29 protein-coding genes are annotated in these 22,388 nt (G+C 69.9%); 13 read left to right on the top strand and 16 right to left on the bottom strand.

Annotated elements, in window-relative coordinates; genetic code table 11:
- Positions 1-30: 30 nt before the first annotated feature.
- From AKJ13_RS16950 to AKJ13_RS16935, 4 genes are all read left to right on the top strand, one after another.
- Positions 31-1,209 carry a malate--CoA ligase subunit beta gene (locus AKJ13_RS16950; RefSeq protein WP_007559571.1) on the top strand — a complete coding sequence of 393 codons (1,179 nt, stop codon included), beginning with the start codon at positions 31-33 and terminating at the stop codon, positions 1,207-1,209.
- 14 nt (positions 1,210-1,223) lie between these two features.
- Complete coding sequence (gene sucD, locus AKJ13_RS16945) at positions 1,224-2,114, top strand: succinate--CoA ligase subunit alpha (RefSeq protein ID WP_007559569.1); 891 nt, start codon at positions 1,224-1,226, stop codon at positions 2,112-2,114.
- A gap of 214 nt (positions 2,115-2,328) precedes the next feature.
- Positions 2,329-5,091, top strand: coding sequence for a phosphoenolpyruvate carboxylase (locus AKJ13_RS16940; RefSeq protein ID WP_050734406.1), 2,763 nt, complete (start codon positions 2,329-2,331; stop codon positions 5,089-5,091).
- A 105-nt stretch (positions 5,092-5,196) separates the two neighbouring features.
- The gene (locus AKJ13_RS16935) at positions 5,197-6,168 is read left to right on the top strand and encodes a CoA ester lyase (protein WP_050734405.1); all 972 of its coding nucleotides are present in this window, start codon (positions 5,197-5,199) and stop codon (positions 6,166-6,168) included.
- Between the two features lie 124 nt (positions 6,169-6,292).
- Here AKJ13_RS16935 and AKJ13_RS16930 read toward each other — a convergent pair whose 3' ends face one another.
- The 4 genes from AKJ13_RS16930 to AKJ13_RS16915 form a co-directional block, all read right to left on the bottom strand.
- Positions 6,293-7,144 (bottom strand): galactosyltransferase-related protein, encoded by an 852-nt coding sequence (locus tag AKJ13_RS16930; protein ID WP_050734404.1) that lies wholly within the window; start codon positions 7,142-7,144, stop codon positions 6,293-6,295.
- A complete protein-coding gene (locus AKJ13_RS16925; protein ID WP_050734403.1) occupies positions 7,141-7,734 on the bottom strand; it encodes an SAM-dependent methyltransferase in 594 nt (197 codons plus the stop codon). Before AKJ13_RS16925 ends, AKJ13_RS16930 begins: the two co-directional genes overlap by 4 nt.
- Complete coding sequence (locus tag AKJ13_RS16920; RefSeq protein ID WP_050734402.1) at positions 7,731-8,468, bottom strand: PIG-L family deacetylase; 738 nt, start codon at positions 8,466-8,468, stop codon at positions 7,731-7,733. Before AKJ13_RS16920 ends, AKJ13_RS16925 begins: the two co-directional genes overlap by 4 nt.
- Before the next feature lie 154 nt (positions 8,469-8,622).
- Positions 8,623-8,898, bottom strand: a complete 276-nt coding sequence (locus tag AKJ13_RS16915) for a helix-turn-helix domain-containing protein (RefSeq protein WP_050734463.1) — start codon at positions 8,896-8,898, stop codon at positions 8,623-8,625.
- A gap of 287 nt (positions 8,899-9,185) precedes the next feature.
- On the opposite strand from AKJ13_RS16915, the gene AKJ13_RS16910 reads away from it, so the two are divergent.
- Positions 9,186-9,704, top strand: a complete 519-nt coding sequence (locus tag AKJ13_RS16910) for an META domain-containing protein (protein ID WP_007559556.1) — start codon at positions 9,186-9,188, stop codon at positions 9,702-9,704.
- A 126-nt stretch (positions 9,705-9,830) separates the two neighbouring features.
- Positions 9,831-9,995: a hypothetical protein gene (locus AKJ13_RS32295; protein ID WP_200905651.1), complete on the top strand. Its 165-nt coding sequence runs from the start codon at positions 9,831-9,833 to the stop codon at positions 9,993-9,995.
- Positions 9,996-10,035: 40 nt separating this feature from the next.
- Here AKJ13_RS32295 and AKJ13_RS16905 read toward each other — a convergent pair whose 3' ends face one another.
- Positions 10,036-10,215 (bottom strand): hypothetical protein, encoded by a 180-nt coding sequence (locus AKJ13_RS16905; protein WP_082316994.1) that lies wholly within the window; start codon positions 10,213-10,215, stop codon positions 10,036-10,038.
- A gap of 178 nt (positions 10,216-10,393) precedes the next feature.
- Complete coding sequence (locus AKJ13_RS16900; protein ID WP_050734400.1) at positions 10,394-10,672, bottom strand: hypothetical protein; 279 nt, start codon at positions 10,670-10,672, stop codon at positions 10,394-10,396.
- A gap of 132 nt (positions 10,673-10,804) precedes the next feature.
- On the opposite strand from AKJ13_RS16900, the gene AKJ13_RS16895 reads away from it, so the two are divergent.
- Positions 10,805-11,338: a gamma carbonic anhydrase family protein gene (locus tag AKJ13_RS16895; RefSeq protein ID WP_050734399.1), complete on the top strand. Its 534-nt coding sequence runs from the start codon at positions 10,805-10,807 to the stop codon at positions 11,336-11,338.
- Between the two features lie 43 nt (positions 11,339-11,381).
- On the opposite strand, the gene ppa is transcribed toward AKJ13_RS16895, so the two are convergent.
- Complete coding sequence (ppa, locus tag AKJ13_RS16890) at positions 11,382-11,915, bottom strand: inorganic diphosphatase (RefSeq protein WP_007559546.1); 534 nt, start codon at positions 11,913-11,915, stop codon at positions 11,382-11,384.
- 111 nt (positions 11,916-12,026) lie between these two features.
- On the bottom strand, positions 12,027-12,533 hold the full coding sequence (locus AKJ13_RS16885) for a GNAT family N-acetyltransferase (RefSeq protein ID WP_050734398.1): 507 nt from the start codon (positions 12,531-12,533) through the stop codon (positions 12,027-12,029).
- Between the two features lie 216 nt (positions 12,534-12,749).
- On the opposite strand from AKJ13_RS16885, the gene AKJ13_RS16880 reads away from it, so the two are divergent.
- Entirely contained in the window at positions 12,750-13,475 is a 726-nt protein-coding gene (locus tag AKJ13_RS16880) for a tyrosine-protein phosphatase (protein ID WP_050734397.1), read from the top strand.
- A 6-nt stretch (positions 13,476-13,481) separates the two neighbouring features.
- Here AKJ13_RS16880 and AKJ13_RS16875 read toward each other — a convergent pair whose 3' ends face one another.
- From AKJ13_RS16875 to AKJ13_RS16865, 4 genes are all read right to left on the bottom strand, one after another.
- Positions 13,482-13,823, bottom strand: coding sequence for a BrnA antitoxin family protein (locus AKJ13_RS16875; protein WP_244471633.1), 342 nt, complete (start codon positions 13,821-13,823; stop codon positions 13,482-13,484).
- Positions 13,765-13,965 carry a BrnT family toxin gene (locus AKJ13_RS30525; RefSeq protein WP_244471640.1) on the bottom strand — a complete coding sequence of 67 codons (201 nt, stop codon included), beginning with the start codon at positions 13,963-13,965 and terminating at the stop codon, positions 13,765-13,767. Before AKJ13_RS30525 ends, AKJ13_RS16875 begins: the two co-directional genes overlap by 59 nt.
- Positions 13,966-14,126: 161 nt before the next feature.
- The gene (locus AKJ13_RS16870) at positions 14,127-14,984 is read right to left on the bottom strand and encodes a prephenate dehydratase (RefSeq protein WP_050734395.1); all 858 of its coding nucleotides are present in this window, start codon (positions 14,982-14,984) and stop codon (positions 14,127-14,129) included.
- 12 nt (positions 14,985-14,996) lie between these two features.
- Positions 14,997-15,740 carry a 3-deoxy-manno-octulosonate cytidylyltransferase gene (locus AKJ13_RS16865; protein WP_050734394.1) on the bottom strand — a complete coding sequence of 248 codons (744 nt, stop codon included), beginning with the start codon at positions 15,738-15,740 and terminating at the stop codon, positions 14,997-14,999.
- 293 nt (positions 15,741-16,033) lie between these two features.
- On the opposite strand from AKJ13_RS16865, the gene AKJ13_RS30520 reads away from it, so the two are divergent.
- Positions 16,034-17,008 (top strand): cytochrome c family protein, encoded by a 975-nt coding sequence (locus tag AKJ13_RS30520; RefSeq protein WP_082316993.1) that lies wholly within the window; start codon positions 16,034-16,036, stop codon positions 17,006-17,008.
- Between the two features lie 58 nt (positions 17,009-17,066).
- Positions 17,067-18,284 (top strand): multidrug effflux MFS transporter, encoded by a 1,218-nt coding sequence (locus tag AKJ13_RS16855; protein WP_082316992.1) that lies wholly within the window; start codon positions 17,067-17,069, stop codon positions 18,282-18,284.
- Positions 18,285-18,371: 87 nt separating this feature from the next.
- Here AKJ13_RS16855 and AKJ13_RS16850 read toward each other — a convergent pair whose 3' ends face one another.
- Positions 18,372-18,581, bottom strand: a complete 210-nt coding sequence (locus AKJ13_RS16850) for a hypothetical protein (RefSeq protein ID WP_050734393.1) — start codon at positions 18,579-18,581, stop codon at positions 18,372-18,374.
- A gap of 174 nt (positions 18,582-18,755) precedes the next feature.
- On the opposite strand from AKJ13_RS16850, the gene AKJ13_RS16845 reads away from it, so the two are divergent.
- Positions 18,756-19,010 carry a hypothetical protein gene (locus tag AKJ13_RS16845; protein ID WP_050734392.1) on the top strand — a complete coding sequence of 85 codons (255 nt, stop codon included), beginning with the start codon at positions 18,756-18,758 and terminating at the stop codon, positions 19,008-19,010.
- Between the two features lie 85 nt (positions 19,011-19,095).
- Here the strand turns inward: AKJ13_RS16845 and AKJ13_RS33265 are convergent, their stop codons facing one another.
- Positions 19,096-19,746, bottom strand: coding sequence for a hypothetical protein (locus AKJ13_RS33265; protein ID WP_348270948.1), 651 nt, complete (start codon positions 19,744-19,746; stop codon positions 19,096-19,098).
- On the opposite strand from AKJ13_RS33265, the gene AKJ13_RS33260 reads away from it, so the two are divergent.
- Positions 19,685-19,939 carry a helix-turn-helix domain-containing protein gene (locus AKJ13_RS33260; RefSeq protein WP_348270945.1) on the top strand — a complete coding sequence of 85 codons (255 nt, stop codon included), beginning with the start codon at positions 19,685-19,687 and terminating at the stop codon, positions 19,937-19,939. The two genes, AKJ13_RS33265 and AKJ13_RS33260, sit on opposite strands and share 62 nt — an antisense overlap.
- Before the next feature lie 16 nt (positions 19,940-19,955).
- On the opposite strand, the gene AKJ13_RS16835 is transcribed toward AKJ13_RS33260, so the two are convergent.
- Complete coding sequence (locus tag AKJ13_RS16835) at positions 19,956-20,459, bottom strand: N-acetyltransferase (RefSeq protein WP_050734391.1); 504 nt, start codon at positions 20,457-20,459, stop codon at positions 19,956-19,958.
- 65 nt (positions 20,460-20,524) lie between these two features.
- Complete coding sequence (locus tag AKJ13_RS16830) at positions 20,525-21,721, bottom strand: MFS transporter (RefSeq protein ID WP_050734390.1); 1,197 nt, start codon at positions 21,719-21,721, stop codon at positions 20,525-20,527.
- A gap of 63 nt (positions 21,722-21,784) precedes the next feature.
- Between AKJ13_RS16830 and AKJ13_RS16825 the strand changes: the two genes are divergently transcribed.
- Positions 21,785-22,388: AraC family ligand binding domain-containing protein (locus tag AKJ13_RS16825; RefSeq protein ID WP_050734389.1), on the top strand; the 604-nt coding region annotated here is incomplete at its 3' end.

The raw sequence follows: 22,388 nt of genomic DNA, 5'->3' as shown, positions 1-22,388 counted from the left end.
CGGCGGCAACGACCGCGGAGGAGGCGCCGAATGGACGTCCACGAGTACCAAGCCAAGGAGCTGCTCGCGAGCTTCGGTGTGGCGGTCCCGAAGGGCGCCATCGCGTTCAGCCCGGACCAGGCGGTCTACGCCGCCACCGAGCTCGGCGGCTCGTTCTGGGCCGTGAAGGCGCAGATCCATGCGGGCGCCCGCGGCAAGGCCGGCGGGATTAAGCTGTGCCGGACCTACAACGAGGTCCGCGACGCCGCCAAGGAGTTGCTTGGCAAGCGCCTCGTCACCCTGCAGACGGGCCCCGAAGGCAAGCCGGTCCAACGGGTCTATGTCGAGACCGCCGACCCGTTCGAGCGCGAACTCTATCTCGGCTACGTGCTCGACCGGAAGGCCGAGCGCGTGCGCGTCATCGCGAGCCAGCGCGGCGGCATGGATATCGAGGAGATCGCCGCCAACGAGCCGGAGGCGCTGATCCAGGTCGTCGTCGAGCCGGCGGTGGGCCTGCAGCAATTCCAGGCCCGGGAGATCGCCTTCCAGCTCGGCCTGAACATCAAGCAGGTCTCGGCCGCGGTGAAGACGATCATGAACGCCTACCGGGCGTTCCGCGACTGCGACGGCACGATGCTCGAGATCAACCCGCTGGTCGTCACCAAGGACGACCGGGTTCTGGCCCTCGATGCCAAGATGAGCTTCGACGACAACGCGATGTTCCGCCGGCCGGGCATCGCCGACATGCACGACCCGTCGCAGGGCGATCCCCGCGAGGCCCAGGCCGCCGAGCACAACCTCAGCTATATTGGGCTCGAGGGCGAGATCGGCTGCATCGTCAACGGCGCCGGGCTCGCCATGGCGACCATGGACATGATCAAGCACGCGGGCGGTGAGCCGGCGAACTTTCTGGACGTGGGCGGCGGGGCGTCCCCCGAGCGGGTGGCGACGGCGTTCCGGCTGGTGCTCTCGGACCGCAACGTGAAGGCGATCCTGGTCAACATCTTCGCCGGCATCAACCGTTGCGACTGGGTTGCTGAGGGCGTCATCCAGGCCGCCCGCGAGGTGAAGATCGACGTGCCCCTGGTGGTGCGCTTGGCCGGCACGAATGTCGAGGCCGGCCAGAAGATCCTGGCCGAGAGCGGCCTCGACCTGATCACGGCCGACACCCTGTCGGATGCGGCTCGCAAGGCGGTGGACGCCTGCGACGCCGCCAAGAAGAACCGCTGAGGGGAGACCACGCCATGAGCATCCTCATCGACGAGACCACCCCGATCATCGTCCAGGGCATCACGGGCGACAAGGGCACCTTCCACGCCAAGGAGATGCTGGACTACGGCACGAACGTCGTGGGCGGCGTCACCCCCGGCAAGGGCGGGCGCACCCATCTGGGCCTGCCGGTGTTCAACACCGTCAAGGAGGCCGTGGCGGCGACCGGTGCCACGACCTCGATCACCTTCGTGGCGCCGCCCTTCGCGGCGGATGCGATCATGGAGGCGGCCGATGCCGGCCTGCGGCTGGTCTGCTCGATCACCGACGGCATCCCGGCCCAGGACATGATGCGGGTGAAGCGCTACCTGATGCGCTATCCGCGGGATCGCCGCACCATGGTGGTCGGCCCGAACTGCGCCGGCATCATCTCGCCCGGCAAGGCAATGCTGGGGATCATGCCCGGCCACATCTACCTCAAGGGCAATGTCGGGGTGATCTCGCGCTCGGGGACCCTGGGCTACGAGGCCGCCTCGCAGCTCAAGGAACTCGGCCTTGGAATCTCCACCTCGGTCGGCATCGGCGGCGACCCGATCAACGGCTCGTCGTTCCTCGACCACCTCGCCCTGTTCGAGACCGATCCGGACACCGATGCGGTGCTGATGATCGGCGAGATCGGCGGCCCGCAGGAGGCCGAGGCCTCGGCCTGGATCCGTGACAACATGTCGAAGCCGGTGATCGGCTTCGTGGCCGGGCTCACGGCCCCGAAGGGCCGCCGCATGGGCCATGCCGGGGCGATCATCTCGGCCGCCGGCGACAGCGCCGCCGAGAAGGCCGAGATCATGCGTTCCTACGGCCTGACCGTGGCGCCGGATCCGGGCTCGTTCGGTCAGACGGTGGCCGACGTGCTCGCCCGGGCGGCGTAGGTTTCTAACCCTCCCCTCCGCGGGGGAGGGTGCCCCGCGGATGTGGGGCGGGAGAGGGGCAGCGCGACGTTTCAGGGATCGCTCGCCCATCGCGACCTCTCCAGCACCGTCGCTCCCCTCTCCCGACCCCTGCTGACGCAGGGGCCACCCTCCCCGCGGAGGGGGAGGGGACATCGCGGCGGCTTCTCAAAAACGTGTGCCACGAGGTGGCTCCATGACCCGTACCCTTCACGCATCGCCCGGCCTCGCCGAGGCCAGCGCCTTCGCGCCGCCGGTGATCACCGGCACCTCGGCCGAGCAGGCCCTCGACATCCTGTTTCAGGCCCTGCTCGACGTCGCACGCCGGCACGACCCCGATCTCGAGGCAGTGCTGCACGGCACGGCCGACATCTCGCGCTTCTCGCCTGAGATGCTGGCGCGCGCCCTCCAGGTGCAGGGGATCTGGTTCCACCTGATCTCGATCGCCGAGCAGAACGCCGCGATGCGCCGGCGCCGTCACGTCGAGCGCACGGAGGGGCGGGCCGCGCTGAGCGGGTCGTTCGCGAAGGTGTTCGCCGAGGCCCGCGCAAAGGGGATCCAGCCGGCGCAGATCCAGGCGCTGCTCTCCGACCTGCGCATCCGGCCGACGCTCACCGCGCACCCGACCGAGGGCAAGCGGGTGACGGTGCTGGAGAAGTTCCGGCGGATCTACCTCGTGCTGCGCGAGCTGGAGATGCCGCGCTGGACTGACCGCGAGCGCAACGGGCTCATGAACGAGCTGCGCGACCAGATCGAGCTGGTCTGGATGACCGGCGAGTTGCACCTGGAGAAGGCGACCGTCGAGCGGGAGGTCGCCTGGGGCTTGCACTTCTTCGACGAGACCCTGTTCGAGATGCTGCCCGAGACCATGGACACCTTGGAGGAGTCCCTGGCTGAGGCCTATCCGGGCACGTCGTTCCAGGTGCCGCCGTTCTTTCAGTTCGGTTCGTGGATCGGCGGCGACCGGGACGGCAATCCCTACGTCACGGCGGCGGTTACCCGGCAGGCCCTGCACCGCAACGCGCTGGCCTCGCTCAACCGCTACCGCGACGGCGTGCACGAGCTCGGCCGGACGCTCTCGCTCACGGAGCGTGCGCTGCCGCTGCCGGAAACGTTCCGCCAGGAGCTCGACCGGCAACTCGCCGAGAGCGGCCAGGCCCGGGCCATCGCCCGGCGCAATCCCGGCGAGCCGTATCGCCAATATCTCACCTGCGTCCTGCGCAAGCTCGACGCGACCATCGCCCGCAACGAGGGCCAACATCCGTCCGGGCCGGACTATGCCAGCGCCGATGGCCTGATCGAGGACCTGCGCACCCTGGAGCGGGGCCTGGAGGACGCCAAATGCGGGGCGCTCGGCCGCGACCTGGTCCGGCCGGTCCGCCGCATGGTCGAGATCTTCCGCTTCTCCACGGTCCGGCTCGACCTGCGCGAGAACACCACCCGGACCACCGAGACGCTCCAGGCGCTCTGGCGCCAGCGCAACGGCGAGGGCGAGCCCCCGGCGCTCGGCTCGGCGGCCTGGCGGCAATGGCTCGACGCCGAGCTGGTCCGGCCCCGGGATCCGGAGCGCTCCTTCGAGAGCCTGCCCGACGCCGCCCGCGAGACGCTGGCGACCTTCGCGCTGGTGGCCGAGATGCGCGAATGCCTCGACCGGGAGGCGTTCGGCGCCTTCGTCCTGTCGATGACCCGGTCGGTGGAGGATATCCTCGGAGCCTACCTGCTCGCCAAGGAGGCCGGCGTGTTCCTCGACGCCGCGGGCCCCGAAATCCGTCCGGAAATCTGCCCGCTCGCGATCGTGCCCCTGTTCGAGACAATCGACGATCTGCGCGCCGCCCCGGCGATCATGCGCGAACTCCTGGGCGTGCCGGTGGTGCGCCGCTCGACCCGCTGGCAGGGCGGGGTGCAAGAGGTGATGATCGGCTATTCCGACTCCAACAAGGATGGCGGCTTCGTCGCTGCCAACTGGGAGCTGTACAAGGCGCAGAGCAAACTGACCCGGCTCGGCCAGGACCTCGGCGTCGGCATCGCGTTCTTCCACGGCCGCGGCGGCTCGGTGAGCCGGGGCGGCGTGCCGACCCATCGGGGCATCATGGCCCAGCCGCCGGGCTCGATCCGCGGCCGGTTCCGCACCACCGAGCAGGGCGAGGTCGTGTCGTTCAAATACGCCAACCGCGGCACCGCCGCCTATCAGATGGAGCTGCTCGCCGCCTCGGTGTTCGAGCACGCCCTGGCGGGCGACGGCGAGCGGGCGGGCGTCGGCCACGACGACGCCCTGGAGGCGCTCGCCGGCGCCTCACGGGCCGCCTATGTCCGGCTGCTCCAGACCGATGGCTTGGTCGACTATTTCCAGTCGGCGAGCCCGCTGGACGAGATCGCGCTCCTCAACATCGGCTCGCGCCCGGCGCGTCGGTTCGGCGCCCGCTCGCTGTCGGATCTGCGGGCGATCCCCTGGGTGTTCGCCTGGTCGCAGAACCGGCACGTGATCACCGGCTGGTACGGCGTCGGCTCGGGGCTCGCGAGCTTCATCGAGGTGCGCGGCCGGGACGGCGAGGCGACCCTCAAGCGCCTGTTCCAGGAGTCGCGGGTGTTCCGCCTGGTCCTCGACGAGGTCGAGAAGACCCTGATGATGGTCGATCTCGACATCGCCCGCGCCTATGCCGGCCTCGTCCCCGACGCGGGCGTCCGGGACCGGATCTTCGCGATGATCGAAGCCGAGTACGCGCTGACCCGCGAGATGGTGCTGCGGGTGAGCGGCGGCACCGAGCTGGCCGAGCGCTTCCCGCTGTTCCGCGATCGGCTGAAGGGGCGGTTGCCGACGATCAACCAGGTCGGGCGCGAGCAGGTCGAGCTGCTGGCCCGCTACCGGGCCGAGACCGATGAGGACCGGCGCGAGGCGGTGAAATCCGCCCTGCTCTTGTCGATCAACTGCATCGCGGTCGCCTTCGGCTCGACCGGGTAAGGCGCGCCGCTCTGTCGCCCGCCGACCCGTGACCCATCTTGTTCCCGGAGGGCGATCGACACGCACCCCGGCGGCACCAGAACCGTAACCAGGAGAGAAACACCCATGAGCTTCACCCTGATCCAGCAGGCCAAGCCGCGCCTGCACCGCTCCGAACTCGCCGTCCCGGGCTCCAACCCGACCTTCATGGAGAAGTCGGCCCAGTCGGCGGCCGACGTGATCTTCCTCGACCTCGAGGACGCGGTCGCTCCCGACGACAAGGAGAAGGCCCGCACCAGCATCATCCAGGCGCTCAACGACCTGGATTGGGGCAACAAGACCATGATGATCCGCATCAACGGTCTCGACACCCACTACATGTACCGCGACGTGGTCGACATCGTCGAAGCCTGCCCGCGGCTCGACATGGTGCTGATCCCCAAGGTCGGCGTGCCGGCCGACGTCTACGCCATCGACGTGCTGGTCACCCAGATCGAGCAGGCCAAGAAGCGCGAGAAGCAGATCGGCTTCGAGGTGCTGATCGAGACCGCGCTCGGCATGGCCAATGTCGAGGCGATCGCCCAGTCGTCGAAGCGCCTGGAGGCGATGTCCTTCGGCGTGGCCGACTACGCCGCCTCGACCCGCGCCCGCTCCACGGTGATCGGCGGCGTGAATCCCGACTTCTCGGTGCTCACCGACAAGGACGAGGCCGGCAACCGTCAGACCCATTGGCAGGACCCGTGGCTGTTCGCCCAGAACCGCATGCTGGTCGCCTGCCGCGCCTACGGCCTGCGCCCGATCGACGGCCCGTTCGGCGACTTCTCGGATCCGGACGGCTACCGCTCGGCGGCCAAGCGCTGCGCGGCGCTCGGCTTCGAGGGCAAGTGGGCGATCCACCCCTCGCAGATCGACCTCGCCAACGAGGTGTTCACCCCGTCCGAGGCCGAGGTCACCAAGGCCCGGCGCATCCTTGAAGCCATGCAGGAGGCCGCCAAGGCCGGCCGCGGCGCCGTCTCCCTCGACGGCCGCCTGATCGACATCGCGTCGATCCGCATGGCCGAGGCGCTGATCGAGAAGGCGGACGCCATGAAGGCGTAAGGGTTTTCGCCCTTCCCGGCGCGCTGGCGGGTTCCAGCAGCGCCGGATTGTGATGCTGGTTCCCACTCCCGTACGGGGGAGGGCGCCCGTCGCGGCCGGGATCACCGGCCGCGACGCCACTTCTTTAGAACGGCCGCGTGTTCGGCAGGCGCGCCGCCGCCATCTCGGACGGCGTCGGGTCGCGGTAAACCTGGATCCCGTTCGACCGGTCCGGTGCGATCAGGCCGAGGCGACTGAACCCGTCGAGCCAGCCGTCCATCGGCCAGAAGCCGTGGCGGGCGTGGAAGCGGGCGGCGTTGGCGACGATGTCGCGAAAATGCTGGAGCGGCGGGTCGTAGCTCGCATGGTGCTGGTGGTAGGCCCGCGGACCGCCGAGGAACAGGATCGGCACGCCGGCCCTGTCTGCCCGGAACGCCAGGTCGGTGTCCTCCGCCCCGTAGCCGGAAAAGGACTCGTCGAATCCGCCGATCCGGTCGTAGGTCGCGGTCCGCACCGCGAAGGCCAGGGACCAGAACAGGCCGGGCTGCGATGCCGGCGCGACCCGGCCCGGGGCCGGGAAGGTGCGCACCGGGTGCGGATGGCCGAGCCGGTCGAGCTCGGCCTCGTCCCAGCCATCCGTGACCGCGCCGGCCGGCAGGTAGCCGATCTCGCAGCAGATCAGAGCGTCGTGCTCGGCGACCGCCCGCGACAGGTCCGCGACCAGGCCGCGGGACGGGATGCAATCGACATCGAGGAAGACCAGCGTGTCGGTCCGGGCCGCCCGGCGTCCGGCATTGCGCGCGGCGGCAAGCGGCAGGCCGTCCCGCGGGAACGGGACGCGCTCGACCGGGAACGGCAGATCCGGCAGGGGTGCGTCGTCGCCGCCGATCTCGACGACGATGCAGGTTTCAGGCGGCGTGCCGCGCCCCAGGCCTTCGAGCAGCCGGGCGAGATGCGCGCCCCGGCCCTTGTTGAGGGTGATGACCGTGGTGCTCACGCGGCACCTCCCGCACGCAGCACGTCGAGCCGGTATCTGTCTGTCCGGTCCTGATGCAGCAGGGTAGCGAACGGCGCGGCCTGCGTGATGAAGCTCTCGACCGCCTCGTCGCCCGATTGTGGATAGTCGGTCTCCCCGATCCAGTGGACCAGCACGAGGTCGCCGCCGGGCTCGATCGCCCCGCCGACACGCCGAACCAGCTCGGTGAGGTCGGGCGGTGCGAAGAAATACAGGAATTCGGACAACACGATCAGGTCGAACCGCCCCTCCGGCCAGTCCGCCGGCACGGCGCCCTGGCGGATTTCGACCGTCGGCCGGTCGGCGCAGCGGGCCCGGGCGGCCTCGACGGCGGCCGGGATCAGGTCGCTCGCCAGGAGGCGGTCGCAGCGCTCGGACAGGGCCCGGGTGAACACCCCGATTGCGCAGGCCGGCTCGAAGGCAGCGCGGTAACGCGGCCGCGGCAGGCAGGCCAAAGTCGCCGCGTATTTGTCGCGCTCGTAGGCCGAACTCGTGAACCTCCAGGGATCCGGATCGCTGGCGTAGATGCCGGCGAAGTAATCCGCCGGCATGGTCTCCGTGGCCCGGCTCATGCCGGGATCCTGACGAAGCGCTCGTAGGGGCCGCAGAGCCGGTCGATCATCGCGGGCTCCAGGCGAAAGCCCGTGGGATCGTCTGCGATCAGATCGGTCGTCTGGGATTCGTGTGCCGCGACTGCGCGGGCCTTGGCCGCGCGATAGGCCGACACTTCGAGGCGCAGGCCGTCCGGCGCGGGCCCGACCTCGGTCCCCGGCGGCAGTGTCCAGCCCCAGACCGGGTATTCGTAGACCGCAACTTTGGGCATGAGCGGCCGGGCGAGGCCGACGATGGCGGCGGACGCCCTGTGGTCGCAATGGGGATCGTGCCGCCAGGTCACGAACACCGCGCCGGCCTCGCAGGCGGTGGCGGCCTGCACGACCGCATGGGCGGCGGCCTCGGCCTCGGGGCCTGCACTCGGCACATGCGCGTCGGGCAGGCGCAGGAAGGTGACGGAATCCGCGGCGAGGCCGAGAATCGCCACGGCCCGGAGCGTCTCCGCCTCGCGCAAGGTCCGCAGCTTGTCCGGCGGGTAGAGCCGGGAATGGGTGTGCGAGCCGCAGCCGTCGCTGACCACCACGAGGCGCACGTCGCGGCCGGCGGCGCGTGCCGCGGCGATCAGGCCCCCACATCCCAGGCTCTCGTCGTCGGGATGGGGCGCGACCACGACGAGACCACCGGGCGCCACCAGGCTGTCGAGATCCGCCACCGGAAGCGCGTCGGCGGCCGCCAGGAAAGCGTCGGCTCGCATCAGTGTGCCCCCGCCATGACGTGCGCCTCAATTCGGATGGGGCGGTCGAGAAGAACGGTCACGGATCCCTCCTGGGACGACGTGCGGATCGAGCCCCCCGGCTATCGGCCCCGGCGGCTGAACGCGTCATGACTGGGACCGCCCTAGGCAGGCCCTACCGATCGTTCTCGGTGGTCAGGGCGCCGGGCCGGACGCCCTCGTCGGCCGTGGCCTGGGCGGCCAGGTGGACGCCGGGATTGGGCGCGTCGTCGAACACCGCGCCGGCGGCGCACAGGGTGCTGCGCAGGGCCTCGATCTGCCCGCTCGGCGGGTCGCCGTAGCCGCTCTCGAAGTCGCGCACGAATTGCTCATCCAGGCCGACCTTGGCGGCGAGGTCTGCCTCGGACCATCCGAGCAGCCCGCGGGCCGCCCGCGACTGCGCCGGTCTCATCGCGAGCGCGCTCGCCCCGGCCTGGCCGCTCTCGTCCGATCCCGCCACGTCGTCCTCCATCCCGTCGCTCGTCATTGTACGATGATCGACAACGATAACGGCCGCCGATCGGTTCAGGGCGCCGCCCGATGCGCCGTGACCATAATTGTGCTGAAATTCAGTCGCATCCGTGGGTGTGTATGGATTCGGGGCGGCCTCGACGCGCGAATCGTGGGCGTCGGGGGCACGATGCGCCGCCGAATGAACGACGAGCTGAGCGCCGTGCGCGCGAGAGTAGGGGCAGAACGATGAGAGCGGTGCTGATCGCCACCTTGGCCTGTGCCGTGATGGCCGTGGACCTGACCGCAGCGACGCAGGCCCAGGCCCAGATGGGCGGTGGTGCGCCCACGGGCTTCGGCCGCGGCAACCGCCGCCCGGGCGGCGAGGAAGAGAAGAAGCCGCAATACGTGCCGGGCACCAAGGCGAGCGAGAAGATCTTCCCGCTCGACTCGACCTGGACGGCGGTGAGCCTCAACGGCAAGCCGTTCACCGGCGGCGACCGGCCGAGCTTCATCATCGACAAGCAGTACCGCGCCCGCGGCTACGGCGGCTGCAACACCTTCGCGGCCACCGCCTTTCCGCTGAAGGATCAGCACCTCGCAGTCGGTCCGCTCGCGCTCACCAAGAAGAGCTGCGACAAGAGCCTCGCAGCCTCCGAGCAGGCGTTCTTCGTTGCCCTGCGGACCGCGGCGGTTTGGGATCTGGTCGGCTCGCAGCTGGTGCTGAAGAGCCCGAATGGCGAGCTGAAGTTCGACCGGGCACTCTGAGGCGAGAGATACCCGGACGGAAGCTGCTTTAAGGGCGGATTCACCACGCCGCACGAACCCGGCCGTCGATTCAGGCGGCCTTGAGGGCCGCCGCGATTTCCTCCTCGTACATCGAGGAGGCGTCGGATGGCCATCGGGATCGGTTTCGGGCGCGAGCAACCCCTGCGCCGCGGCGTGGTGCGGCCCCTGCGGTTCAGCGCACCCCCCGCCGTGCATGCCGGTGCGCTCTGGCTCGCGGCCGCGGCGCCGGTGCTGGCGACCCTGCTGCTGATCGCGCGGCTGGCCCTCTGACGCTACCCCGTCCGGCGCGACCCTCAACGTCGGGCTCCGATCACTCCGCGTCTTGCGTCTCCGCGTCCTTGTCGTCTTCGGAAGACGCGCTCGGCCGCGCCGCATTCTGGGCATGCGCCATGACCGGCGGGAACAGGACCGCCAGGCCGGCGGCGACACCGTAGAGAACAGGATCAGCATTCAGGCCCGATTTGGGCGGCATAAGATCATCGTTGATCATGATATGACTTCCGGTCTCGCGCCTTTGCGAGCAACGGTCCATGTCGACCTGTTCGCTTTAGAGCCGTTCGAGCACAGTCAATGCTGCGCCCCGCGTTTCGTTGCCGCAGGGCGATGATTTTTTTCTCGGCCGGACCTGGCGATCTACCAGCGATGACGCGGTGGATCTTGCTGGGCGCTCAGCCGCGTCGCCGAAGGATGGGACCGAGCGGCGCTTCCGGGATGCGGCAGGCGGCCGGCACCACGCTGAGGATCACGGCGCTGGGGCAGCGCGCCTGACAGCTCTGGGCCGCCGTGATCTGATCGCGCCCGCAGGCCTCGGCGAAGCAGAAGGTGGCGAGGTCCTCGCAGGTGGCCCGAAAGCCGCCGGCCGGCGCGCCGGCGTGCCAATCCGCCGCCGTGGCGGCTTGCGCCAGCAACAGGGCCACAACGCCGATCGATGCCGTGATCCGCTTCACGCCGGGCCTCGCTCACGATTCGCCGGTGGCCCTACATTGGCAGGCGGGCCGGACCTGTGCCATTCCGGCGACAGGCGATGTGCCTCGTCGGCCTTGGCGCCGACCGATCAGCCCCGGGACGGAAAGCCAGCCATGCCGCTCTACGCGCTCGACGACCACGCGCCGGACCTGGCCGATCCCGACCGCGTCTGGATCGCCCCGGACGCCCAGGTGATCGGCCGCGTCCATCTCGGCGTCGATGTCGGCATCTGGTTCGGCGCGGCCCTGCGCGGCGACAACGAGCCGATTCGCGTCGGCGACCGGACCAATGTGCAGGAGGGCGTGATCATGCATGTCGATCCCGGCTTCCCGCTGGTGATCGGCGCGGATGTCACCGTGGGCCACGGTGCGATCGTCCATGGCTGCACGATTGGCGACGGCAGCCTGGTCGGCATGGGCGCGACGGTGCTGAACGGCGCCAGGATCGGCCGCGGCTGCCTGATCGGGGCCAACGCGCTGGTCACCGAGGGCAAGGAATTCCCGGATCACAGCCTGATCGTCGGCGCCCCGGCCAAGGCCGTGCGCACCCTCGATGCTGCGGCCGTGGAGGGCCTGCGCCAGGCTGCCCTGCGCTACGTCGAGAACGCCCGGCGCTACAAGGCCGGATTGCGCCGCATCGACGGGTGAACGAAACAGGCCGCCCCGAACGGGAGCGGCCTGCTGGTCGATCTTACTTCTTGGCCTTCGCCCGCTCGATCGCTTCCTCGATCAGCCGGTGGGCCTCTTCCTTGTCGCCCCAGCGGACGAACTTGACCCACTTGCCGGGCTCCAGATCCTTGTAGTGCTCGAAAAAGTGCTGGATCTGCTGGATCGTGATGTCGGGCAGGTCGGTGTAGTTCTCGACCCGGTCGTAGCGCTTGGTGAGGTGGCGGGAGGGCACCGCGATGACCTTCTCGTCCTCGCCGCCCTCGTCCTGCATCACCATCACGCCCACCGGGCGGGCGCTGATGATCGCGCCGGGCAGCACCGCCCGGGTATTGGCGACCAGCACGTCGCAGGGATCGCCGTCGCCCGACAGGGTGTGCGGGATGAAGCCGTAGTTCCCGGGGTAGAACATCGGCGTATAGAGGAACCGGTCGACGACCAGCGCGCCGGATTCTTTGTCCATCTCGTACTTGATCGGCTCGCCGCCCAGCGGCACCTCGATGATGACGTTGACGTCGTGCGGGGGCTTCTTGCCGAGCGGGATGGCGTCGATGTTCATGGCGTATCGCTTCCGGGATGCGGCTTGCACCGCTTCCCCGACCTCTTAGATGCCTGGCCGTGCGATGCAAATCAGTATCGGCGCGGGGCTGGCGACGAGTCCCAGGAAACGTTAGCTGAACAGGTATCCGACCTTGGGCAGCGCGACGCCGGCGACCCGGTCCAGCACCCGCGGCCCGGCTTGGCCGCCCAGGCCCTCGTAGAAGGCGCCGGCCCGGGCGTTGTCCTCCAGGCTCCAGACGCCGAGCTGGGTCAGGCCATGATCGGCGAGGTCGTTGCGGACCGCCTTGAAGAGGCGGCGTCCAAGGCCGACGCCCTGGTATTCCGGCAGCAGGTAGAGCTCGTCGATCTCCGCCTCGGTGCCGAGCGCCCGGCTGCGGGTGCGCCCGTAGGCGGCGTAACCGACCACACGCTCCCCGGTCTCGACCAGGGCGATCGGGCGGCCCCGGCGCAGGGCGCTGCGCCACCAGGCCCGGTCGCGCCCGGCGATCAGCCGCTCGAGGGCCACCCCGGGGATGATGCCGCGATAGGCCTCGCGCCAGGAGGCATCGAACACCGTCGACAAGCTGCCGAGATCGGCCTCGCGAGCCCGGCGGATGCTCGTGGTGCGCGTGCTCATGGGCTTCCGGCCTTCCCCCGTCGACCGTCGGATAACCCGCGCGGCCCGCCCAGGTTCGCCCCCGATCCGGGCAGAGTAAAGGCAAGATCGGCGCCGGTTTTCCGCAACATTCCGTCGGTGGGCGGCAACGCGGCGTGGATGCCGGCCCGACAGGCGAATTGCCGGGCTTCCGGGCGGCTGTTAGAGCCGGCTCCCGATTCCGCGGCAGTCCTGAACGTGTTCAACCGCTTCCTCAAGCCCGAGACGCGCTACGCCCGCCGCATGGCCCGGATCGCCCGGTTCGAGCGGCCGATCGCCGGCCCCGGCGACCGGCTGAAGGCCTGGGCGAACATGCTGCTGATCGATCACGGCGTGTTCCGGCTGGCCTATCTCAACCGCCATCGGGTCGGATCGGGCCGACTCTGGCGCTCGGCCCAGCCTGGGCCGCACCAGCTCGCGCGCTTCCGGGCCGAGGGGGTGCGCACGATCATCTCCCTGCGCGGCGGCCGCGAGCACGGATCCTGGCCGCTGCAGCGGGAGGCGTGCGAGCGCCACGGGCTCACCCTGGTCGAGTTCGTCCTGCGCTCCCGCGAGGCTCCGGACCGCGCCACCCTGCTGGCGGCCAAGGACTTCTTCGCCAGCATCCAGTACCCGGCGGTGATGCACTGCAAGTCGGGCGCCGACCGGGCCGGGCTCGCCTCGGCGCTTTACCTGATCCTGCACGAGAACCGCCCGGTGGCCGAGGCCGCCCGGCAACTCTCGGCCCGCTACGGCCATCTCCGCTTCGCCAAGACCGGCATCCTCGACGCGTTCTTCGCCCGCTACCTGGTCGAGGGCGAGGCCAAGGGCATCGATTTCCTGACCTGGGTCGAGACGATCTACGACCCGGAGGCGCTCAAGCGTGACTTCCGGCCGGGATTCTGGTCGGACCTGGCCGCCGACAAGGTGTTGCGACGGGAGTGATTTTTGCTACCGCCGCTTCTCCTGCGCTGCCACGTAGCTCTTGAGCACCGCGTTGATCCGCGACTGATAACCCTTTCCCGCGCTCCGGAAATGCCGCAGCACGTCCGCGTCGAGGCGAAGCGTGATCTGTTCCTTCGTCTCTACGGACGCCGGCGATGCTTCGTCCCAGAAACCCAGCGGTATCAGTCCGGCATCGGGATCTGCGGCGGCGCGTCGCTCGATCTCTGCATCGTCCAGGGCCTTGAATGCCGGGCTTAACGGTTCCGCCGCGGGCATGTCGGCAAAGCCTTCATACCGGACGGTCGCTGCCCGATCTGGTACGCGCTTCGGCGTAGACTTTCCTGTCATGGCGGCTCGCCTTCCATGCCGAGATGATGCGGATGTCGCCGTCACGTTGAACGTAGACCACCCGCAACACCACTCCGTCGTACAGGCCCAGGCAGATGAACCGGCGTTCGCCGTAGTCGCGGCGCGTATCTTCGCGTGTCAGCCGGAAGCCGCGGAAAATCTCGGCCGCCTGTCGGAATCCGATGAGATGCTGGCCTGATTGGCTGCATCCTTATCGGGATCCCATTGAAAGCCCATGGCGAAGCGTAGTTACGGATTGTCGATACCGCAAAGTGCGATAACGGGCTTGAACGGCGAAGCCTGCTACTCCGCCGGCGGCCGCGCCGCTTCGCGGAACGGGTGCGCCCGGTAGGTGCCGACCACCCGCAGCTCGCGCGAGAAATAGCCGAGCTCGTCCAGCGCCCGGGCGAGGCCCGGATCCTCGGGGTGGCCGTCCACCTCGGCGTAGAACTGGGTGGCGGTGAATTCGCCGTCCATCATGTAGCTCTCGAGCTTCGACATGTTGACGCCGTTGGTCGCGAAGCCGCCGAGCGCCTTGTAGAGGGCGGCCGGGATGTTGCGCACGCGGAACACGAAGCTGGTCACGCACGGGCCGGTCCCGGCTTCCACCGGCTCCGGCTCGGGGGAAAACACCACGAAGCGGGTGGTGTTGTGCGCCTCGTCCTCGACGTCGCGTTCCAGGATCTTGAGGCCGTAGACTTCGGCGGCCAGCGCCGGCGCCAGGGCGGCCCGGCTCGGGTCGCCGATCTCGGCGATCTCGCGCGCCGCGCCCGCAGTGTCGCCGGCGACCACGGCCTTCAGGCCCAGTCGGCGGACGATCCGCCGGCACTGGCCGAGCGCGTGGACGTGGCTGTGGACGGTCCGCACGGTCTCCAGCGCCGTGCCCGGCAGGACCATCAGCTGGAAATGGATCGGCAGGAAATGCTCGGCCACGATGTGCAGCGGCGAGGTCGGGATCAGGTGGTGGATGTCGGCGACCCGGCCCGCGATCGAGTTCTCGATCGGGATCATCGCCCGCTGCGCCCGGCCCTCCGTGACCGCCGCGAAGGCGTCCTCGAAGGTGGCGCAGGGGAGCGGCGTCCAATCGGGAAACGCCGCGGCGCAGATGATGTGCGAGTTGGCCCCGGGCTCGCCCTGGTACGAGATGGTGCGGTCGGTCATCGGGAATGCGGTTCAGTTCAGGCGGCGGGCCTGGAGGAGGGCGCGGGCGCGCTCCAGGTCGGCGGGGGTGTCGACGCCCAGCGGCAGGTCGTCGACGATGACGGCATCGATGCGCATGCCGGCCTCCAGCGCGCGCAGCTGCTCGAGCTTTTCCCGGGTCTCCAGCTCCCCGGGGGGCAGGGCGACGAAGCGGGTCAGCGCGGTGCGGCGATAGGCGTAGAGGCCGATATGGTGCCAGAGCGGACCCTCGCCCCAGGGGGCGCGGGCGCGGGTGAAGTAGAGCGCGCGCAGGCGGCCCGGGCCGACGCTGTGGCCCACGAGCTTGACCACGTTGGGGTTGTCGGCCTCGTGCGCGTCGGTGATCGGCGCGCAGAGCGTGACGATGTCCACGGTCCGGTCCGAGAGCGGTCCGATCGAGGCGCCGATAATCGCCGGGTCGATGGTCGGCAGGTCGCCCTGGACGTTGACCACCACGTCGTGGCGTCCCTCGGGATCGACGGTCTCCAGCGCCTCGGCGAGCCGGTCCGAGCCGGACGGGTGGTCGGCCCGGGTCATCACCGCGACGCCGCCGGCCGCCTCGACGGCCTCGGCGATCTCGGCCGTGTCGGTCGCCACCACCACGGGGCCGATCCCGGCCTCCATGGCCCGGCGCCAGACATGGACGATCATCGCTTCGCCGGCGATCTCGGCCAGCGGCTTGTTCGGCAGGCGCGTCGCGGCCAGACGGGCCGGAATCAGGACGAGGGGATCGGACATCGGGGATCGGCGATCGGGCGGGGGCTCGCGGCGGAGCGCGGCTGCTTAACAGGCCTGTCGGCGGTTGTCGTCCCTGGCGCGGGCGGGGCTCCGCGTCTCGCGATCCGGCAAAATGATGCCGCTGGGTGACAAGCTGGGCGATTTGGCACGGGGGTTTTGCCCCGCGACGGTACGGATCCCCCGACCACCATTGTCAAGATCGTGCCGGAACGGCTAAGCACCCTTGAAATCTTCCAAGGTCCTGTGTCCCGGCGTGCCTGCCTGTGACGGCACGGGCAGATCGAGAGAAGAGCATGAACTCGTTCGAAGTGAACAAAGTGCTTGGTGCCGTGCTCGGTGCCCTGTTGTTCGCGGCTGGATCGGGTTTCGTCGCCGAGCTGATCTACCATCCGAGACCTGCGGGCAAAGCCGGCTACGACCTGCCCGAGCCGGAGCCGCAGACCGCCGCGGCGACCCCGGAGGCCAAGGTCGAGCCGATCGCTGTCCGGCTCGCCAGCGCCAACGTCGAGAAGGGCGAGGCCGGCACCAAGGCCTGCCGGGCCTGCCATAATTTCGAGAAGGGCGGCCCGAACAAGGTCGGCCCGGACCTCTACGGCGTGGTCGAGCGACCGAAGGGCGGCCATGCCGGTTTCGAGTACTCGGCAGCCCTGAAGGGCAAGGGCGGCACCTGGACCTACGACGACCTGGACGCCTTCCTGGCCAGCCCGAAGGGCTACGCCCCGGGCACCAAGATGGCGTTCGCCGGCATCGCCTCGCCGCAGGAGCGCGCCAACGTCATCGCCTACCTGAACAAGAACGCCGACAGCCCCAAGCCGCTGCCTGCCGTGGAGAAGACCGAGGCGAAGCCCGAGGCCGCCCCGGCGGCCGCCAAGCCCGAGGACAAGCCTGCGCCCGCGCCCGCCGCCGAGGACAAACCCACCGCCGCCAAGCCGGCCGCCGGCAAGGGCTCCGAGGGCAAGGACAGCCCGGCCAAGCCCGCCGACGTCAACACGGCCAAGCCGGTCGAGGAGAAGTCCGCCGGCAGCCCACGCGCGCCGAGCGAATCGAGCGATCGCAACGCCCCGGCTCCGCCGGCGGGCGCCCATGATGGCGACCAGCAGGGCGCGCCCTCGAGCGCGATCCCGGCCGAGCCGACAGCCCCTGCCGCTCCGGCCGCCAAGGAGCCGCCGGCCCAGGCTAATCCCGAGGCGGTGGACCGGGCCAAGAACCTCGAGGTCGATGGCCCGACCAAGGACCTGAACGCGCCGCTGCCGACGCCGAAGGAGTAGCGGCGGCGCACCGGCCGGGCCTCAGGCCCGGCCTTTGCCTTTAGGCGTCCGCGACCCGATGTCCGTCCGGGTCAGACACCGCGAAGGAATCCGCTTGCCCGATCGACGTCTGGATCCGGAGGGGCGCCGTGCGCCCCTGCCGCTGCTCGTTGCCGTGACCATGACCGGCACAGTGGCGCTGCACATCTTCGTGCCCGCGCTCGCCACGGCCGCCGCCGACCTCGGCACCACGACGGCCGCGGCCCAGCTCACCATCACGGTCTACCTGATCGGGCTCGCGGGCGGCCAGCTCCTGTACGGCCCGCTCTCCGACCGGTTCGGGCGGCGTCCGATCCTGATCGGCGGGCTCGGCCTCTACCTGGCCGGGCTGCTCCTCGCGATCCCGGCCCAGAGCATCGGCGTGCTGCTGGTGGCCCGGGTGCTGCAATCGCTCGGGGCCTGCGGCTCCCTGGTGATCGGCCGGGCGATGGTGCGGGACGTCTCCACCCGGGAGGACGCGGCCAAGAAGCTCGCGATCCTCACCACCGCCATGACCCTCACACCCGCCCTGGCCCCCGCGATCGGCGGGGTGGTGAACGAGGTGTTCGGCTGGCGCGCGGTCTTCGTGGTGCTCGCCGGGATCGTCGCCCTGCTGGGCGCCCTGGTGGTGTTCACCCTGCCCGAGACCAACCGGCACAAGGTGGCGCTGCCCGGCTTCGTCGCGATCCTGGCGGGCTATCTCCGGCTGGTGAAGGTGCCGGCCTTCCGCGCCTACTTGGTGGCCGGGTCCTGCGGCGGCACCAGCCTCTACGCCTTCCTGGCGGTGGCGCCGTTCCTGCTGGTCGACCGGCTCGGGCGTTCCTCGCAGGAGGTGGGGTTCGATTGCCTGATCGTGGTGTTCGGCATGGTCGGGGGCGCCGTGCTGGCGAGCCGGCTCGCGAGCCGCGTGCCGATCCGCAAGGCGGCGCGCAGCGGCAACCTGCTCTGCATCGCGTCCGCCTTGGCGCTGCTGCTGGTCGACCGGACCGGGATGCTCGGCGTCGTCAGCCTGATCGTGCCGCTCTTCGCCTACGCGGTCGGGGTCGGCCTGCTGAGCCCCAACGCGGTGGCCGGGTTGATGAACGTCGATCCGCACGCGGCGGGCTCGGCCTCCAGCCTCTACGGCTTCACCCAGATGACCTTCGGGGCCCTGTTCACGGCCGCGGCCTCGGCCTGGCCCGCGACCTCGGCGACCCCCGTGGCCCTGGCGCTGCTCACCGCCGGGCTCATCGCCGCCCTGGCGCTGCGGCGGGCGTGACTGTCTGGGGTGGCGACCGATCGCGGGTCCGAGCCCTGCGCGGTCGCGTCACGTAAGCTGGCCTTCGCAGGCCGGGCCTCGAAACGATCAGGGCCCCGTGTCGCGTTCCGGGGATCCCTCGGACGTCCCGTCGTCCGCGCGCTCCCTCCGCTCCAAATCCTGCACGATCTCCCGGCCGACGATGTGCAGCAGCACCCGGATCAGCATCTTCATCTGCGGCGTGCCGTGATCGGCGATGACGGCGTAGGCGGCGATACACGTATCCGCCACGGCATCCAGATCGGTGGCCCGACTCATTGCATATCCAACGTCTAACATGTCGAAGACGGGTTGCGGAGTGTAAAACTTTTACATTACAGTCGCCTTCATTCGAATAATTGTCTTTTTTTATTACCGTATTGCAACCGATGTTGGGGTGATAAGAGCTGTTCATCGTTGATGTGGGGGCGAATTATTGATGGAGCCGCTGCGATGGACATGAGGACCCCCACAATCCGGGGTTCGGCCGCAAGCCCCCGGGCCCTGGGGAAGCTCGAAGACCTCGCCGAGGTGCTCGGCTGTTCGACGGATCTGTTCTTCGCGGCTTCTGACGGGCCTTCGACCGGCCAAACGGCTCAGCTTCTCCAGATGTGGCTCGCGATCCGGAATCCCGAGGATCGCCAGACGGTGTTCGCCTGCATCCGCGATGTCCTGAAGGCGCAGTCCGACGGTCATCGCGAACGATAGGCGGCGGACTGTTTAACGGGCGTCACCGGTACACGTATTATCGATCGAAATCAGTTTTCAGTCGGCGGTAATCTTCTTGCGTTTTTTAAGCAACACTTTCGGTTTTCGTGGCAAATACCATTTTCTCTTCATCGCCGACCATGGTTCGGGCGCTGGTGATTGAGGGACGCCGTGTGCTCTTGCCCCACAGGCGATCCTCATGGCCCCCCTCCAGCAAGCCGATATACGCAACCGCCTCCTCCGGGCTCTCCCGCCGGAGGATTTCGCGGTCCTGCAGCCGGCTTTGCGGGCCCAGGCGATGCGCCTGCGGCATGTCCTGATCGCGTCCCACACGACGATCGAGGCGGTCTATTTCCCGGAAGACGGGTTCGTCTCGATCACCGGCGATGCGCCCAGCGGCCGGGTCGAGGTCGGGCTGATCGGCCGGGAAGGTCTGGTCGGTGCCGCCCCGATCCTGCTCGATGACGACCGCAGCCCGCACACCCACTTCGTGCAGATGGCCGGGCACATGCTGAGCATCGACGTGCCGCGGCTGCGGGCCGAGGTGGAGCGACGCCCGGCGCTGCGGCGGCTCCTGCAGCGCTTCATCCAGGCGCAATTCGTCCAGACCGCCCAGACGGCCTTCGTCAACACCCCGGGGCAACACCGCGACCCGCCTCGCCCGGTGGTTGCTGATGTGCCACGACCGCGTCGATGGCGACCAGATCACGGTCACGCAGGATTTCATGTCGTTCATGCTGGGCGTCGAGCGGCCGGGAGTGACGGCGGCGTTGCGAAGCCTGGAGATGGCCGGCTCGGTGCGCAAGCGCCGCGGCAGCGTCGAGATCACCGATCGCGATGGGCTGCTCGACTATGCCGGGGACGGCTACGGCGTGGCGGAGGCTGAATATGCGCGCCTGATCGAGGGACGCGCCGAGCCGCAGGCCTAGCACGCGGCGCGGACGTTCAGGCGCGCACCGCCTCGACCAGGCCCGACACGCCCGCGCAGAACCCGGCCTGCAGCTCCAGCCACAGCAGCCGGGCGGGATCCACCGGTCCGGGCAGGGTCAGGCGGCCGGGCGGGACCGGCGCGAATCTGAACCGGGTATAATAGGGCGCGTCACCGACCAGGATCACCAAGCCCTCGCCCGCCTGCCGGGCGGCCTCGAGCGCCGCGCGGGTCAGGGTGCCGCCGATGCCGCGTCCGGCGAAGCTCGGATCCACCGCCAGCGGTCCGAGCATGACGAAGGCCGACGGTCCGGTCCTCACCGGCCCCATCCGCACCGAGCCCACCAGAAAGCTGCCGACCGAGGCGGTGACCCCGAGATCCATCCGCTCGGCCGCGCCCTCGCGCAAGCGGTAGGCGGTGCGGGCGAAGCGTCCGGGGCCGAAGGCGCGGGCCTGGAGCCGGTCGATCGCGGGGGCGTCCTCCGGCCGCTCGGGCCGGATGACGAGGGAGAGTGTGGTCACGGCGGGCTCACGGCTCGGAACCGTGGCCGCGTAGCAGCGGAGGCCCGGGGCGGCAAACCGCCGGCCTATTCCGCCGCCGCCAGCTCGGCCCTGGGGCCGCCCTGCGTTACCTTCAAGAAGCCGAGCGCCGAGAGCCAGATCACCGCGCCGCAGGCGGCCGCGATGCCGAGCACCAGCGCGAAGCCACCGCGGTCATGCAGCACCGCGATCGCCGGGACCACGAAGCCGCTGGCGGTGAAGCCGACGAAGTAGCGCACGCTGTAGGCCCGGGCCCGGTAGGCCGGTGGCACGTAGCGGGCGATCATCGCGTCGTTGATCACCACCTGTCCGTAGATCGCCGTCATGGCCAGCATCAGCCCGACGAGCAGGGGCAGACCGGTGGTCAGCGCCGCGATCCCGAGGCCCAGCGGCTGCAGCACCGACAGGGTCACGAACAGGAACGGCAGGCTGAACCGGTCGATCAGCCGGCCCATGGCGAGCTGCATCAGCGCGCCGAACAGGAAGACCACGGTGGCGAGCGAGCCGATCAGCGTCAGCGGCAGCGCCTGGCCGACGCCCTCGTCGATCACCTTGGGCAGGCTGATCGTCGTGAGGTTGAAGGTGACGCCGCCAGCGAAGATCGCCAGCGCGTAGAGACCCATCAGTGCCCAGGGTCGGCTCACCGCGATCGCGGCCGCGCCGCCGGCCTTCTTGCCGCCGGCCTCGCCGTCGCCCGGGACCAGCCCCAGGAAGGCGGCGCCGCAGGCGAGGCAGACGAGGCCCGGGACCACGAAGGCGGCGCGCCAGCCGACATTGGCGGCCAGCAGCGCGGTCACCCCCGAGGCGGAGGCGGCGCCGAGATTGCCCCAGACACCGTTGACCCCGAGGTCGCGGCCGAGCCGGCGCGCGTGGGTCACCAGCATGGTCGAGCCGACCGGGTGGTAGATCGCCGAGGCGAGGCCGAGCACGCACAGCCAGAGCGCGAAGCTCAGCGGCGTCGTGGCGCTCGCCACCCCCAGGCAGGAGAGGCCGTAGCCGAGGAAGAACACCGCCAGCATGTTGCGCCGGCCGAACCGGTCCGCCAGCCAGCCCATCGGCAGCGAGCACAGGCCGAAGGCCACGAAGGCGCCGGTGGCCAGTCCGATCATCTCGCCGTAGCCGAGCCCGGTCTGGGCCGCGATGGCGATGACCGCGGTCGGGTAGATCAGCAGCACGAAATGGTCGAGGGCATGCGCGACGTTGACGAAGCGCAGCGTGCGTCGGGAGAGGGTTTCGGAATCCATCGCGGCCTATCCTCCGGGATCGCCCCCCTGATACCCTGGCCCGATGGAGGCGTCGGGCCGGATATGTATGGGAACGGGCCAAAATCGGCGGCGACGCCGCGGTCGACCGCCGCGGCCGATTATCAGCATGTGCCGCGGCCGGTTGCAGTCGTGCGCAAGCCGCTGCCGGCCGGGAGCGGCACCGGCCTGCATTTTCATGTCCGGGCGCAGCTCCTCTACGCGACGGCGGGGCTGATGAGCGCCTCGGCTGAGGACGGCACCTGGGTCGTGCCGGAAGGGCACGCCCTCTGGATCCCGCCGCGCCTGCCGCATGCCACGGTCACCCACGGGCCGGTGGCCCTGTGCACGGCCTATCTCGACCCCGCCGCGGTGGCGGCGTTTCCGGCGTCCTGCCGGGTGATCGCGGTCTCGGCGCTCCTGTCCTCGGCGCTGACCGCCCTCGCGGAGGAGCCGGTTCTGTACGACGAGGCCGACCGCGGCGGCCACCTCGCTGCCCTGGTGCTCGACGAGATCGGCCGCGCGCCCGAGACGCCGCTCACCCTGCCGCTGCCGCGGGATGCTCGGCTGCGCCGGGTCTGCCTCGGCCTGATCGCGGATCCCGCCGCCGCGGAGGATCTCGACGCCTGGGCCGACCGCGCCGGGGCGAGCCGGCGCACCCTGACCCGCC

Origin of the sequence: Methylobacterium sp. ARG-1, assembly GCF_001262595.1 — a bacterium.
Classification (GTDB): Bacteria; Pseudomonadota; Alphaproteobacteria; order Rhizobiales; family Beijerinckiaceae; genus Methylobacterium; species Methylobacterium brachiatum.
This window is presented reverse-complemented; position numbering and strand designations above follow the sequence as displayed.

Coding starts and splice junctions, on each gene's coding strand:
- AKJ13_RS16845 (WP_050734392.1), top strand. CDS start 18,756: ATGGACATGAGGACCCCCACAATCCGGGGTTCGGCCGCAAGCCCCCGG.
- AKJ13_RS16935 (WP_050734405.1), top strand. CDS start 5,197: ATGAGCTTCACCCTGATCCAGCAGGCCAAGCCGCGCCTGCACCGCTCC.
- AKJ13_RS16830 (WP_050734390.1), bottom strand. CDS start 21,721: ATGGATTCCGAAACCCTCTCCCGACGCACGCTGCGCTTCGTCAACGTC.
- AKJ13_RS16910 (WP_007559556.1), top strand. CDS start 9,186: ATGAGAGCGGTGCTGATCGCCACCTTGGCCTGTGCCGTGATGGCCGTG.
- AKJ13_RS16870 (WP_050734395.1), bottom strand. CDS start 14,984: ATGACCGACCGCACCATCTCGTACCAGGGCGAGCCCGGGGCCAACTCG.
- AKJ13_RS32295 (WP_200905651.1), top strand. CDS start 9,831: ATGGCCATCGGGATCGGTTTCGGGCGCGAGCAACCCCTGCGCCGCGGC.
- AKJ13_RS16940 (WP_050734406.1), top strand. CDS start 2,329: ATGACCCGTACCCTTCACGCATCGCCCGGCCTCGCCGAGGCCAGCGCC.
- ppa (WP_007559546.1), bottom strand. CDS start 11,915: ATGAACATCGACGCCATCCCGCTCGGCAAGAAGCCCCCGCACGACGTC.
- AKJ13_RS16855 (WP_082316992.1), top strand. CDS start 17,067: ATGTCCGTCCGGGTCAGACACCGCGAAGGAATCCGCTTGCCCGATCGA.
- AKJ13_RS16875 (WP_244471633.1), bottom strand. CDS start 13,823: ATGACAGGAAAGTCTACGCCGAAGCGCGTACCAGATCGGGCAGCGACC.
- AKJ13_RS16865 (WP_050734394.1), bottom strand. CDS start 15,740: ATGTCCGATCCCCTCGTCCTGATTCCGGCCCGTCTGGCCGCGACGCGC.
- sucD (WP_007559569.1), top strand. CDS start 1,224: ATGAGCATCCTCATCGACGAGACCACCCCGATCATCGTCCAGGGCATC.
- AKJ13_RS33265 (WP_348270948.1), bottom strand. CDS start 19,746: ATGAACGACATGAAATCCTGCGTGACCGTGATCTGGTCGCCATCGACG.
- AKJ13_RS16885 (WP_050734398.1), bottom strand. CDS start 12,533: ATGAGCACGCGCACCACGAGCATCCGCCGGGCTCGCGAGGCCGATCTC.
- AKJ13_RS16895 (WP_050734399.1), top strand. CDS start 10,805: ATGCCGCTCTACGCGCTCGACGACCACGCGCCGGACCTGGCCGATCCC.
- AKJ13_RS16950 (WP_007559571.1), top strand. CDS start 31: ATGGACGTCCACGAGTACCAAGCCAAGGAGCTGCTCGCGAGCTTCGGT.
- AKJ13_RS33260 (WP_348270945.1), top strand. CDS start 19,685: ATGTGCCACGACCGCGTCGATGGCGACCAGATCACGGTCACGCAGGAT.
- AKJ13_RS16915 (WP_050734463.1), bottom strand. CDS start 8,898: ATGAGACCGGCGCAGTCGCGGGCGGCCCGCGGGCTGCTCGGATGGTCC.
- AKJ13_RS30520 (WP_082316993.1), top strand. CDS start 16,034: ATGAACTCGTTCGAAGTGAACAAAGTGCTTGGTGCCGTGCTCGGTGCC.
- AKJ13_RS16850 (WP_050734393.1), bottom strand. CDS start 18,581: ATGAGTCGGGCCACCGATCTGGATGCCGTGGCGGATACGTGTATCGCC.
- AKJ13_RS16920 (WP_050734402.1), bottom strand. CDS start 8,468: ATGCGAGCCGACGCTTTCCTGGCGGCCGCCGACGCGCTTCCGGTGGCG.
- AKJ13_RS16925 (WP_050734403.1), bottom strand. CDS start 7,734: ATGAGCCGGGCCACGGAGACCATGCCGGCGGATTACTTCGCCGGCATC.
- AKJ13_RS16905 (WP_082316994.1), bottom strand. CDS start 10,215: ATGATCAACGATGATCTTATGCCGCCCAAATCGGGCCTGAATGCTGAT.